The sequence below is a fragment of the Streptomyces sp. NBC_00829 genome (assembly GCF_045161795.1).
GTDB lineage: Bacteria > Actinomycetota > Actinomycetes > Streptomycetales > Streptomycetaceae > Streptomyces.
This window is the reverse complement of record NZ_CP108867.1, coordinates 5,615,935-5,628,708: the sequence shown is the minus strand read 5'-3', so window position 1 is coordinate 5,628,708 and position 12,774 is coordinate 5,615,935. Positions and strand designations below refer to the sequence as shown.

Genomic DNA, 12,774 nt, shown 5'->3' with positions numbered 1-12,774 from the left:
CGCGGTGACACTCCCGTCAGCCGCTGAGGGAAGTGAGCGGTACGGACGGGTCGGCCAGGGCCTCCGGGTCCACGGGGGCTCCGGAGCGGATCAGCTGCTGGATGGGGTCGGTGACGTCCCAGACGTTGACGTTCATCCCGGCGAGCACCCGTCGGCCCTTCAGCCAGAACGCGATGAACTGCCGCTTCTGGGCGTCGCCGCGCAGTACCACCTGGTCGTACGCGCCGGGCGGGGCCCAGCCGGAGTACTCCAGTCCCAGGTCGTACTGGTCGGAGAAGAAGTAGGGGATGCGGTCGTAGGAGACCTCCTGGCCGAGCATCGCGCGTGCGGCCGCCGGGCCGCCGTTGAGCGCGTTCGCCCAGTGCTCGACGCGCAGCCGGGACCCCAGGAGGGGGTGGTGGGCCGCGGCCACGTCGCCCGCCGCGTAGATGTCGGGGTCGGAGGTGCGCAGGCTCGCGTCGACGGCGATGCCGCCGCCGTGGGCCCGGTCGGCCATCGCGAGGCCGGCGGACTCGGCGAGGGCGGTGCGCGGCGCGGCGCCGATGGCCGCGAGGACGTCGTGGGCCGGGTGCTCCTCGCCGTCGTCAGTGCGGGCGGCGAGCACCACGCCGTCCTGCCCGCTGATCTCGGTGAGGCGGGCGCCGAAGTGGAAGCGGACGCCGTGCTCCCGGTGGAGTTCGGTGAAGACCTGGCCGAGTTCGGGGCCGATGACCTGGTGCAGCGGGGTTGCCTCCGGTTCGACGACGGTGACCTCGGCGCCGTAGCCGCGGGCGGCGGCGGCGACCTCCAGGCCGATCCAGCCGGCGCCCGCGATGACCAGATGGCCGTTGTCGCGGCCGAGGGCGGCGAGCACGCGGCGCAGCCGGTCGGCGTGGGCGAGGCGGCGCAGATGGTGGACACCGGCCAGCTCGGTGCCGGGGATGTCCAGGCGGCGCGGCTCGGCGCCGGTGGCCAGCAGCAGCTTGTCGTAGTGGACGACGGTGCCGTCCCCGAGGCGTACGGACTTGGCGTCACGGTCGATGGCGACGACGGTCTGGCCGAGGTGGAGTTCGACGTCGGCGCGGGCGTACCAGGCGGGTTCGTGGACGAAGACGCTGTCGCGTTCCTCCTTGCCCGACAGATAGCCCTTGGAGAGCGGCGGCCGTTCGTAGGGGTGGTCGCGTTCGTCGCCGATGAGGATCACTCGCCCGGTGAACCCTTCGGCGCGGAGGGTCTCGGCGGCCTTGGCTCCGGCGAGCCCGCCGCCGACGATGACGAATGTCCGATGTGCGTCGACCACTTGATGCCTCCTCTTTGCTTCTACGCTGCGCAGCCTTCAGCGAGCGTCCCGCACGCAGCGATATGGCGGAAGAGGGAGTGCCTCTGGGCGTGTCATTCCGTACGTGCCCGTGAGGCGCTCCCGACTGTCAGCGACGGGTGGTGAGATGGGTGTGCAGGGTGCGGGCCGAGGCGTCCGTGAGGGAGGCCAGCTGGTCGACGATCACCCGCTTGCGCGCACGGTCGTCGGGTGCGGCCTCGAACAGGGCTCTGAATTGCGGGTCGAGGCTCTCCGGCGCGCGGGCGGTGAGGGCCTCGGCCAGCTCGGCCAGGACGATGCGCTGATCGGCACGGAGGGCCTCCTGCTCCGCGCGCTGCATCACATAGCGGTCGGCTACGGCCTTGAGCACGGCGCATTCGTTGCGCGTGGCGCGCGGAACGACCAATTCCGCGGCGTACCGGGTGAGCCTTCCCGATCCGTACGCCTCGCGGGTCGCCCCCTCGGCGGCGAGACAGAACCGGCCGATGAGCTGGCTGGTGGCGTCCTTGAGGCGGGCCTGCGCGACCGCGGAGCCGTCGTAGTGGTGCGGCCACCAGTCCTGGTCGATGAGCCGGTCGAGGGCTTCGGCGAGCTCCTGCGGATCCGTGTCCCTCGGTACGTACCGTCCGATCGCGACCTGCCAGATGTCGCCGCGCTCCGGCTCGGCGAGCAGGAGGTTGGGGTCGAGGTGACCGGCGTGCAGCCCGTCCTCGAAGTCGTGCACCGAATAGGCCACGTCGTCGGCCCAGTCCATGACCTGGGCCTCGAAACACGTGCCGTACGCCGGGGCTCCCTCGCGGGCCCAGGCGAAGACCGGCAGGTCGTCCTCGTAGACCCCGAACTTCACCGAGTCCGGGTCGCTGGGGTGCCCGCCGCGCGGCCACGGGTATTTGGTGGCGGCGTCCAGGGCGGCCCGGGTGAGGTTGAGGCCGACGCTGACCAGCTCGCCCGATTGCTCGCTGTGGACGAACCGCTTGGGCTCGATACGGGTCAGCAGGCGCAGCGACTGGGCGTTGCCCTCGAAGCCGCCGCAGTCCTTGGCGAAGTCGTTGAGAGCCTGCTCGCCGTTGTGCCCGAAGGGCGGATGGCCCATGTCGTGGGCGAGGCAGGAGGCCTCGACGAGATCGGGATCGCAGCCGAGGGCCGCACCGAGCTCGCGTCCGACCTGGGCGCACTCCAGGGAGTGGGTGAGGCGGGTGCGGGGGCTGGCGTCCCACGCCTGGTTGCGGGTGCCGGGGGTGACCACCTGCGTCTTGCCGGCGAGCCGGCGCAGAGCGGAGGAGTGCAGTACGCGCGCGCGGTCGCGCTGGAACGCGGTGCGTCCCGGCCGTTTGTCGGGCTCGGGGGCCCAGCGCGCGGTTGCCGCCTCGTCGTACGCGCCGTCGGACGAGTCGGCGCCGTCGGGTCCTGATGAGGTGGTGCTGGTGGTGCCTGCCATGCACCGAAGGTAACCGGAGCGAGTGACAGCCGGGTGGTCGAGCGGGCTATGCGGTGGCGAGTTCGCGCGGGTGGGAAGCGGCGTACGAGGGGTTCAGGGCCTCGTCGTACCGCTGGAGCAGCAGCCGGGCCACGGCCGGGTGCGCGCCGAGGGGGGCGGCGGCGATCCAGGGCGCGGCGGCGGCGCAGCCGGCGGCGAACCGGCCGGGGAAGGCGAAGTAGGAGGCGACGGCGACGCGGTGGCGGCCCCGGGCGGTGAGCGAGCGTACGGCCGCCCGCACGGTCGGTGTGGCGGCCGACGCGTAGGCGGGCAGGACCGGAACTCCGTCGAGGCGCTCGCTCAGCAGTTCGGCGGTACGCCGGACGTCGGTCGCGGAGTCCGGGTCGCGCGAGCCGGCCGCCGCCAGGACGACTCCGGCGCTGCGGCTGGTGCCGTCCTCGGGCCGCCAGCCCGCCTCAGCGAGCCGGGAGCAGAGGGCCTCCACGAGCAAGGGGTGCGGTCCAAGAGGGGCGGCGATGCGTATGTCGGCGCCCGGGACGGCCGCGGCGGCGCCCGGCAGATCGTGCTTGACGTGGTATCCGCGGCCGAGCAGCAGGGGGACGAGGACCGCTCGGGTCTGCGCGGCACTCCGCCCGGCCCGGAGAGCGCCGAGCGTGTCGGGCAGCAGCGGCTCGTTCAGCTCGATATGGCCGAGGCGGACGTCGAGTCCGGGGCGCAGCTCGCGGACCCGGTCGAGGAGCGCGGTGGCGGTGCGCAGGGCGCGGGGGTCGCGGCTGCCGTGGGCGACGGCGACGAGGGTGGGCCGTTCGGTCGGGGGCATTCGCCTGCGGCTTCCGTTGAGTGCGACACGGCTGAGTTGTGTGCCCAGCTGGTCGGTGATGCGCGACAGCAGCTGTGCGGTCGTGTCGAGGGGCGTGGCGTCCAGGAGCGCGGTGTCCCGGAGCGTGGCGTCGAGGGTCAGGGACTCACGGGGCTGTGCCGACTCCGTCATGGACCGATCCTGCCGGGCCGAGATTGCGGGGCCGTTGCGCGGCGGTGACGGGTGTTTTCCATGGGCTCACCCGTTCGCCGGAAGCACTGTCAGACCGGTCCCGCCGTACGCCGGGAATCTGCGGCTGCTTGCCGGGACGGCCGCGGACCGCCGCCACGATGTGCTGGGCAGGCTGCTGCCCGCCGACCCGGACGCCTGCGCCGCGGCCTGGCCGGCAGCGGCCGTCTCCTTCTCGGCCGCGTCACGGTCAGTGCTGCTCGCGCCTGGTCGGTGACCGGCCAGGACGGAACGGACCGACCGGACAGAACGAACCGATCAGTCCCGGACAGCGTCTGACCAGGCGTGAAGGAATCACGAGTGAGACCGCGCCTGCCCCTCCGCCCGCGATCGGGACCGGCGGGGCTGCGCGGGCTGCTGCGGCTGCCGCGCACCCGTCGCGCGCGGCGGCGGATCGTGCAGACGGGCATGCTCGCATGCGTGCTCGCGCTCGCCCCCGCGACCTGGATGCACGCCGTCGCCGACAGCAGGGTCCGTACCGTCGCGCAGGTGCCGTCGGAAGATGTCGCCGTCGTCTTCGGAGCCGGGCTGTGGAAGGGCCGCCCCACGCCCTATCTCGCGCACCGACTCGATGCCGCCGCCGAGCTGTACCGGGCGGGCAAGGTCAAGGTCGTGCTGGTCACCGGGGACAACAGCCGCGTCGAGTACGACGAGCCGGACGCCATGCGCACCTATCTCACCGCCCGCGGCGTCCCGGACAAGCGGATCGTCAGCGACTACGCCGGGTTCGACACCTGGGACTCCTGTGTACGCGCCAAGAAGATCTTCGGGGTCGAGCGCGCGGTGCTGGTGACGCAGGGCTTCCACATCCGGCGGGCCGTCGCACTCTGCCGGGCGGCCGGAATCGAGTCGTACGGGGTCGGGGTCGCCGAACCGCACGATGCGACCTGGCTCTACGGCGGGACGCGCGAGATGTTCGCGGCGGGCAAGGCGGCGCTGGACGCGGCGTTCACACCGGATCCGACGTTTCTGGGCGCGCGGGAGCCGGGAGTCAGCGAAGCGCTGGCCGCGGCGGGCAGGTGACACGCGCGCGTGGACTCGCGGCCGGGGACTCGCATCGGCCTGCGCGGCGCGCGACAGTGACCCGTATGGAAAAGGACGTAGCAACTCTGCTCAGCCGCCATGCCGAGGCGCTCGCGCTCTTCACCGACCGGGTGCACGCCGTACGCACCGACCAGTGGGACGACCCGACGCCGTGCACCGAGTGGTCCGTCCGGGATCTCGTGAACCATCTCACCGCGGAACAGCTGTGGGTGCCCGATCTGGTGACCGACGGGGCGGACATCGGCGAGGTCGGGGACGCCTACGACGGCGATGTGCTCGGCAGCCGTCCCCGGGCCGGCTGGGACGCCGCCTCACGCGCCGCACGCAGGGCGTTCGCGGAGCCGGGCGCACTGGAGCAGACCGTGCGGCTGTCGTACGGAGAGACCCCGGCCGTGGCGTACTGCGCCCAGATGGTCGCGGACGCGGTCGTTCACTCCTGGGACCTGTCGCGGGCGATCGGCGCGCCCGAGCGGCTGCCGGAGGTGCTGGTGAGCTTCGCGCTCGACGAGGTCACTCCGTACGCCGCCGAACTGGCGAAGTCCGGGCTGTTCGCCCCTCCGATCGAGCCGCCGCCGGGTGACAGCCACCAGACGCGGCTGCTGGCGCTGCTCGGCCGCCGCGCCTGAGGACTCCCGGCCGAGACTCCCTCCCGGCATGGGGGAGTGCGGCCCGAGGGATTGCGGCCTGAGGGATAGCGGCCTGAGGGATCCGAGCCTGAAGGTTCCGGGCCTCACGGGACGGTGGTGCTCGGGCGGAGCGGGGCGTACCCCGACCGTAATGCGGCACGCCCGCCCGCGTAACACGGGCGACCCAACCTGGGCGTATGTCCGACGCCACCGTCCCGACCGCGGACACCGCAGCCCCCACCCCCACAGCCCTCGCCCCCGCCACCACGGCCACGCACTGCCCCTACTGCGCGCTGCAGTGCGGTATGAAGCTGCGCGGCGGGGCCGGGACCGCGGTCGAGATCCTGGAACGTCCGGACTTCCCCGTGAACAGGGGCGCACTGTGCGGCAAGGGCCGTACCGCGCCCGCTCTGCTCTCCTCCCGGGTGCGCCTGACCGAGCCCCTGGTCCGTCGCCACGCCACAGGCAGGCTCGAACCAGCCACCTGGGAGGAGGCCCTTGGCGCGGTCGCTGCGGGACTTCGGCGCACGAGGACGGTGCACGGCCCGGACGCGGTCGGCGTCTTCGGGGGCGGGGGTCTGACCAATGAGAAGGCGTACACGCTCGGGAAGTTCGCGCGGGTGGTCCTGGGCACCTCGCAGATCGACTACAACGGGCGTTTCTGCATGTCGTCGGCGGCGGCGGCGCACCAGCGCGCGTTCGGACTCGACCGCGGGCTGCCGTTCCCGCTGGAGGACATTGCGCGCACCGGTTGCGTGATCCTCGTCGGGTCGAACCTCGCCGAGACGATGCCGCCCGCGCTGCGCTATCTCACCGAACTGAGGGAGAACGGCGGCACGTTGATCGTCATCGATCCGCGGCGCACCCGTACCGCGGAGCATGCCGATCTGCATCTCGCGCCCCGGCCCGGGACGGACCTGGCGCTGGCCCTGGGGCTGTTGCATGTGGCGGTCGCCGAGGGGCGTACGGACGAGGAGTTCATCCGGGACCGTACGAGCGGCTGGGAGGAGGCCAGGGCCGCGGCCATGGCCCATTGGCCCGAGCTGGTCGAGCGGATCACGGGTGTGGGCGTACCCCGTCTGCGCGAAGCGGTTCGGATGTTCTGCGACGCGGAGTCGGCGATGGTGCTGACGGCGCGCGGGCCCGAGCAGCAGTCCAAGGGCACGGACACGGTCAGCGCCTGGATCAACCTCTGCCTGGCGACCGGCCGGGCGGGACGGCCGCTGTCCGGCTACGGCTGTCTGACCGGCCAGGGCAACGGCCAGGGCGGTCGCGAGCACGGCCAGAAGGCGGACCAGCTCCCGGGCTACCGCAAGCTGGACGACCCCGCGGCACGGGCTCATGTCGCCCGGGTGTGGGGGGTGGAGCCGGAGACCCTGCCCGGTCCGGGCCGCAGCGCCTACGAACTCCTCGACGCGCTCGGCGGCGACATCCGCTCCCTGCTGCTGATGGGCTCGAACCCCGTGGTGTCCGCGCCCCGGGCCGCGCATGTCGAGGAGCGCCTGCGCTCACTGGACTTCCTGGCGGTCGCCGACGTGGTGCTGTCGGAGACGGCCGCGTTGGCGGACGTGGTGCTTCCGGTCACCCAGTGGGCGGAGGAGTCGGGCACGACGACCAATCTGGAGGGCCGGGTGCTGCTGCGCCGTCAGGCGGTGTCGCCACCGCCGGGCGTACGGAGCGACCTGGAGGTCCTGGGTGGCCTGGCGTCTCTGCTGGGCCACGAGAAGGGCTTCCCCTCGGACCCGGAGAAGGTTTTCGAGGAGCTGCGCCGCGCGTCGGCGGGCGGACCGGCGGACTATTCCGGCATCACGTACGAACGGATCGCCCAGGAGAACGGGATCTTCTGGCCCTGCCCTGCCGAGGGTCCCGACGCCGGGACGGCCGCGGGAGAGCGAGAAGCCGCAGCCGGAGCCCTGCCCGCCGACCTCCCAGCCGGCGACGGCGGCTCCGCACCCCACCCCGGCGGCGGGGACGCACCCCACCCCAGCGGCGACACCAGCCCCACACCCCGCCTGCGCAACAGCAGCCCCTCAGTCCACCCCGGAACCCCGCGGCTCTTTCTCGACCGGTTCGCCACTCCCGACGGGCGCGCCCGCTTCGTCGCCGTCGCGCACCGGGCAGCCGCCGAGGAGACCGACGAGGACTATCCGGTCCTCCTCACGACCGGGCGGGTCGTCTCCCAGTACCAGTCCGGTGCGCAGACCCGACGGGTCGACGAGCTCAATGCCGCCGCCCCCGGGCCCTTCGTCGAGCTGCATCCGCTGCTGGCCGAGCGGATCGGAGCCGTCGAGGACGAGCCGCTCGCCGTGGTCTCACGGCGCGGGCGTGCCGTGGGCCCCGCACGGATCACCACGGCGATACGGTCCGACACCGTCTTCATGCCCTTCCACTGGCCGGGCGAGGGACGGGTCAACTCGGTGACCAATCCGGCGCTCGACCCGACCTCGCGGATGCCCGAGTTCAAGGTGTGCGCGGTCCGGGTGGAACGGGCTCTCTAGCGTTTGCTTCCGGCCAGACCGTCGCCGACTCTGCTGGACGGTCTCCCGCAGCCGGCGGGCTCGCCGGGAAAGCCAAGGAGGGCCGCAGCACGGCGAGTGTGACCAGCTCGGCATCGCCGAACTGCGGAGATATCCCGACCTCGGTGGCGCTCAGCCGGGCAGCCGGCCGGTCCAGTCGCCGCCGGGGATCGGTGCGCCCTTGGCGCGTAGTTCGCGCTCGACGCCGGGCGCGGCGACGTACACCCACGCCCGCACGCGCGTGCCGTCGGACCGGAGCACCTCACAGACCACTCGTTCGTACAGATTGCGCGGATGGCCGGGTGCGACGTACTCCTCCAGCCGGTCGAGTACGGAGAGCAGTTCCCCGTACTCCCCGGACGAGGCCGTCACCACCTCACCGGCGACCGTGCCGCCCGCGCCCGGGTCGAGCAGGGCGTACGGGTAGCCCGGCCCCTCGTACAGCACCGCACCGGCGAGCACAGCCGGTTCCTCGGCCGCCGTCCGGCCGTGCAGGAACAGATCGTGGTTGCACTCCCCAGGGCGCAGCGTGCCGTACACGAAGAACGGAAGCTCCTCCCCGCAGCCCCCATGAACCTCCCCGCAGCCCTCCCCGATTCTCGCCCCGGAGCCCTCCCCGAAGCCCTCCCCGAAGTCCGCCCGGCTCACGGCGCCACGGTCTCCGCGTCGATCCACGCCAGATACGCCGGGCCGCCGCCGGCCACCGGCGTCGCGATGATCTCCGGGGTCTCGTAGTCGTGCGCGGAGGCCAGATGTGCCTCCAGCGCCGGGTAGCAGGCCTCGGTCGTCTTGAAGAGAACCTGCCACTCCTCGGCCGTCTCGATCGCGTTCTTCCAGTGGAAGACCGAGGTCACGGGTGAGGAGACTTGAGCGCATGCGGCAAGCCGCGCCTCCACCGCGCCCCGCGCCAGCTCCTGCGCCTTCTCCGCGCTGTCGGTCGTGGTCAGGACGGTGAGTACGGTCAGTGCCTGGGCCACGGACATTCTCCTTCGGTTCGTCGTTCACTCCGGCGGGGCCGGTCGTCGGTCGCGTCACAGGTCACAAGGGCGGAACCTGAGTCCATTACACAGCCGTGGCCTCGGTTCGGGGACGACGGAGGGAGCGACAGCCGTCGTCACGATGCCGCCGGGGTGATCGCCCCGGCGGAGGAACGGCCGGGTGCGCGGCCTCGTACTCCACCTGGGCCGCCTCGACGCGGCACCCGTGAGCTCTTCGGGGAGGGCCTGGACGTCGCGCGGGTTCGCGCGTACACCCGGCACGCGCCGCTGGACACGGCGGCCGGCTCGGACGGGGCATGGGGCACCGCCCGGGGCCGCGGGGCGCGCGGGCCGCAGGGGCACGGCCGGGGCGGCGGGGCGCGCGGGCCATTGGGGCACGGCCCGGGGCCGCGCGGGTGGCCGCGTCACCCGTTCAGCGCGCGGGTCATCTGATTCCCCGTCACCGCCGATGACCTGCGGCAACGTCCTCTGTCCAGCGCGACACGCCGAGCGAAGCCGAGGATTCTGATAGCCCATCAGCAGGCGTCGGCGACCCGCTGCGCCTTACCTCGGAGAGAGGACGACCCCGTCGCTCGACCGTGCTTCCTCGGAGGATCACCATGCGCACCACCGCCCGCCTGCTGGCCAGTACCGTGCTGGCGGCCGCCACCATAGGCATCGGCGCCCCCCTGGCGACGGCCGAGGACTATGCGTCGCTGGAGGTCTTTCCGTCGACCGCCGTCGCGGGCACGTTCATCACCGTGAGCATCACCGTCTGCGGCCACCAGGGCTTGGGCATCGGTGACGCACGGTCGCTCGGCGCGGGCGAGTTCCAGCTGCTGCCCGGGACGCACAACGGGGTCGCGATCGGTCAGTTCACCGTCCCGGCGAACACCCAGCCGGGCACGTACGTCATCGGAGTGCGCTGCAAGAACGGCCGGCAGGCCACCGGCGAGGTGGTCGTTCGGCACCACGGCAGGCCGAGCGGCCATGTGGACACCGGCGTCGGCGGCAGCGTCGGCCCCGACACCACCCAGATCGCGGCGGGCGTGGCCGTACTGGCCGCGGCCGCCGTCGGCGGGACCCTGCTCCTGCGCCGCCGGGCGAGCGGCGCGCAGGACAGCTGACGGGGCGGTTCCCACCGTCCCTCGTACCGCCGTGTCCCCGTTCCCGTCAGGTCCTTCGGGCCTGACGGGAACGGGCGAGACTCATCCGGAGGACCCATGGGCGCCCAGGGGAAAGGCACGGGCACGGGCCGAGCGGAAGCGAACGGCCGGGGGAAAAGCCAGGGGAAGGGGAAAGGCTGGGGCATAGCCGCGGCCGTCTGCGCCGGTCTGTGGCTGGTGCACAACGGCTCCGCCGATGTGACTCCGCCCGTCCCGTCCGCCGCCGAGGCGTTCGCCGCCGGTCCCGGACACCACACGGACGCGGCAGCCGACCCGCTGCCGCCGTCCGCCCCCGTGCGGCTGCGCATACCCGAGATACGGATCGACGCCCCGGTCATGCGCCTGGGCCTCGCCAAGGACGGCAGCCTGGAAGTGCCGCCGTCCGGCGACCGCAACCTCGCCGGCTGGTACGCGGACGGCACGACCCCCGGCGCGAGGGGCACGGCGATCGTCGCCGGCCATGTCGACAACGCCCGCGGCCCGGCCGTCTTCTACAGCCTGGGCGCGCTCAAGAAGGGCCACCGCATCGAGGTGACCCGCCAGGACGGCCGCACGGCGGTGTTCACCATCGACGCGATCGAGGTGTACGAAGCCGGCTCGTTCCCGGACGAGAAGGTGTACGGGTCCAGGGACCGCGCGGAGCTGCGGGTGATCACCTGTGGAGGCGGATTCTCCAGGAAGAGCGGCTACAGGGGCAATGTGGTGGCCTTCGCGCACCTGATCGGGGTGCGCTAGGAGCCCTGCCGGACCAGGCGGGCGGGCCGGCAAGACCCGGAAGGCGGGCCCTATCCCGTCCACTGGTCGAAGGCGAGCTTCGCGACCAGCGAGAGGACCACGACGAGCAGCACCCCGCGGACGAACTCGCTCCCCTTGCGCAGCGCCATCCGGGCGCCGAACATGCCGCCCGCCAGGTTGAACACGGCCATCAGGGCGGCCAGCTGCCACATGACCGTGCCCTGATAGGCGAACATGGCCAGCGCCCCGCCGTTGGTGCAGACATTGACGATCTTGGCGGTGGCGGAGGCCGTCACCAGGTCGAGATGGAGCACGGCGGTCAGCGCGAGTACCAGGAAGGTGCCCGTGCCGGGGCCGAACAGTCCGTCGTAGAAGCCGATCCCGCCGCCGACGAGCACGATCGCCGCGACCCGGCGGGTGCGGCTCACGGTCCGCCGCTCCTCGTCGGTCGCGGTGCCGAAGGCCGGGCGCAGCATCACGAAGGCGGCGACTCCGAGCAGCACCACCATGATCACCGGCCGGAGCACGTCGCTGCTGATCCCCGCGGCGAAGAACGCCCCGCCCATCGATCCCGCCAGGGCGGCGAGCCCGATCCGTACCGCCGCCTTCACCTGCACCGGCGCCTTGCGCACATAGGTGACGGCCGCGCCCGATGTGCCGACGATGGCGACGGCCTTGTTGGTGCCGAGGATCTGCGCGGCCTGGACGTTCGGCAGCCCGAGCAGCAGCGCCGGAAGAAGGAGCAGCCCGCCGCCGCCCACCACCGCGTCGATCCAGCCGGCCGCGGCGGCGGCCAGACAGAGGAAGACGAGCGTGGTCAGCGATATGTCGGGCATGCCCGCGACCCTATGGAGCAGATGGGTGTGCCGTCCATCAATCTCCGGGGAGTTGAGCGACCTCTGAGGTTCCGGTGGCGGGTGCGCTTTCGGTGACGGGCGCGGCGAGCCTCGTGCCGATCACCACGGTGGCGTACAGCTCCTCGGAGACGGCCACCGTCGGCACCAGCCCGCTGCGGGTGAAGGCGTCGACAGCGAGCGGCGCCTGGCGTTCGCTGGTCTCGACCAGCAGCAAGCCGCCGGGCGCCAGCCATCGCGGTGCCTCGGCGGCGACCCTGCGCAGGACGTCGAGCCCGTCCGGGCCGCCGTCGAGTGCGACCAGCGGCTCGTGGTCGCGGGCCTCCGACGGCAGCAGTCCGACCTCGGCGGTCGGCACGTAGGGGACGTTGGCGGCCAGTACGTCGATACGGCCGCGCAGCGCGGCCGGCAGCGGGGCGAAGAGGTCGCCCTCGTGGACCTGGCCGCCCGCGGCGCCGATGTTGCGCCGGGCGCAGCGCACCGCGGCCGGATCGATATCGGCCGCGTGCAGCTCGACCCGCCCCAGCGCCCGCGCCAGGGCGACACCGACCGCGCCGGAGCCGCAGCACAGGTCCACGACCACGGTCTCCGGGCCCGTCTGCGGTCCGGTTCCCGGCCCCGTGAGGGCCACGGCCCGGCGGACGAGGAATTCGGTGCGGCGGCGCGGGACGAAGACCTCGGGGTCCACGGCCACCCGCAGACCGCAGAACTCGGCCCAGCCGAGGACGTGTTCAAGGGGCAGGCCACCGACGCGGCGGTCGACCATGGCGGCCAGTTCGGCCGGGGTGCGAGCTGTGGCCAGGAGGAGTTCCGCCTCGTCCTCGGCGAAGACACAGCCGGCGGCGCGGAGCCTGGTGACGATGGCGGACAGGGAAAGCGATGACGGAGAAACCGACATGGAGAGCCTTTCGGGATACCGAAGGGCGCTCTCGCGGTCGCCTATGCCGGACGAACCGAAGGACCGTGGGAGGAGAGCACCCGACCTGCTACAGCGGTAATGGGTCTCACCTCCTTGGCCGGTCCACTGATGTGGAGAGCCCAAACCCTACAGGAGCTGGGCACACGCATGGCCC

The 12,774-nt window shown here is 72.7% G+C and carries 12 protein-coding genes; 5 read left to right on the top strand and 7 right to left on the bottom strand.

Features of this window, described 5'->3' with window-relative positions:
• Nucleotides 1-16 precede the first annotated feature (16 nt).
• The 3 genes from OG293_RS24955 to OG293_RS24945 form a co-directional block, all read right to left on the bottom strand.
• Nucleotides 17-1,279, bottom strand: a complete 1,263-nt coding sequence (locus OG293_RS24955) for an NAD(P)/FAD-dependent oxidoreductase (RefSeq protein WP_406001013.1) — start codon at nt 1,277-1,279, stop codon at nt 17-19.
• Between the two features lie 127 nt (nt 1,280-1,406).
• Entirely contained in the window at nt 1,407-2,735 is a 1,329-nt protein-coding gene (locus tag OG293_RS24950) for a deoxyguanosinetriphosphate triphosphohydrolase (protein ID WP_406001012.1), read from the bottom strand.
• 46 nt (nt 2,736-2,781) lie between these two features.
• Nucleotides 2,782-3,726 (bottom strand): sirohydrochlorin chelatase, encoded by a 945-nt coding sequence (locus tag OG293_RS24945; RefSeq protein WP_406001011.1) that lies wholly within the window; start codon nt 3,724-3,726, stop codon nt 2,782-2,784.
• 357 nt (nt 3,727-4,083) lie between these two features.
• Between OG293_RS24945 and OG293_RS24940 the strand changes: the two genes are divergently transcribed.
• From OG293_RS24940 to OG293_RS24930, 3 genes are all read left to right on the top strand, one after another.
• Nucleotides 4,084-4,806, top strand: a complete 723-nt coding sequence (locus OG293_RS24940; protein WP_406001010.1) for a vancomycin high temperature exclusion protein — start codon at nt 4,084-4,086, stop codon at nt 4,804-4,806.
• A 65-nt stretch (nt 4,807-4,871) separates the two neighbouring features.
• Nucleotides 4,872-5,453 (top strand): TIGR03086 family metal-binding protein, encoded by a 582-nt coding sequence (locus tag OG293_RS24935; RefSeq protein WP_406001009.1) that lies wholly within the window; start codon nt 4,872-4,874, stop codon nt 5,451-5,453.
• Nucleotides 5,454-5,650: 197 nt separating this feature from the next.
• Complete coding sequence (locus tag OG293_RS24930; protein WP_406001008.1) at nt 5,651-7,951, top strand: molybdopterin oxidoreductase family protein; 2,301 nt, start codon at nt 5,651-5,653, stop codon at nt 7,949-7,951.
• Between the two features lie 150 nt (nt 7,952-8,101).
• Here OG293_RS24930 and OG293_RS24925 read toward each other — a convergent pair whose 3' ends face one another.
• Nucleotides 8,102-8,566 carry a gamma-glutamylcyclotransferase family protein gene (locus tag OG293_RS24925; RefSeq protein ID WP_406003703.1) on the bottom strand — a complete coding sequence of 155 codons (465 nt, stop codon included), beginning with the start codon at nt 8,564-8,566 and terminating at the stop codon, nt 8,102-8,104.
• A gap of 47 nt (nt 8,567-8,613) precedes the next feature.
• Entirely contained in the window at nt 8,614-8,946 is a 333-nt protein-coding gene (gene cutA / locus OG293_RS24920; protein ID WP_406001007.1) for a divalent-cation tolerance protein CutA, read from the bottom strand.
• A gap of 620 nt (nt 8,947-9,566) precedes the next feature.
• On the opposite strand from cutA, the gene OG293_RS24915 reads away from it, so the two are divergent.
• Nucleotides 9,567-10,073 (top strand): hypothetical protein, encoded by a 507-nt coding sequence (locus OG293_RS24915; RefSeq protein WP_406001006.1) that lies wholly within the window; start codon nt 9,567-9,569, stop codon nt 10,071-10,073.
• 96 nt (nt 10,074-10,169) lie between these two features.
• Nucleotides 10,170-10,847: a class F sortase gene (locus OG293_RS24910; protein WP_406001005.1), complete on the top strand. Its 678-nt coding sequence runs from the start codon at nt 10,170-10,172 to the stop codon at nt 10,845-10,847.
• 50 nt (nt 10,848-10,897) lie between these two features.
• Here OG293_RS24910 and OG293_RS24905 read toward each other — a convergent pair whose 3' ends face one another.
• Nucleotides 10,898-11,683, bottom strand: a complete 786-nt coding sequence (locus OG293_RS24905; RefSeq protein ID WP_406001004.1) for a sulfite exporter TauE/SafE family protein — start codon at nt 11,681-11,683, stop codon at nt 10,898-10,900.
• A gap of 37 nt (nt 11,684-11,720) precedes the next feature.
• Nucleotides 11,721-12,599 (bottom strand): putative protein N(5)-glutamine methyltransferase, encoded by an 879-nt coding sequence (locus OG293_RS24900; protein ID WP_406001003.1) that lies wholly within the window; start codon nt 12,597-12,599, stop codon nt 11,721-11,723.
• Nucleotides 12,600-12,774: the final 175 nt, after the last annotated feature.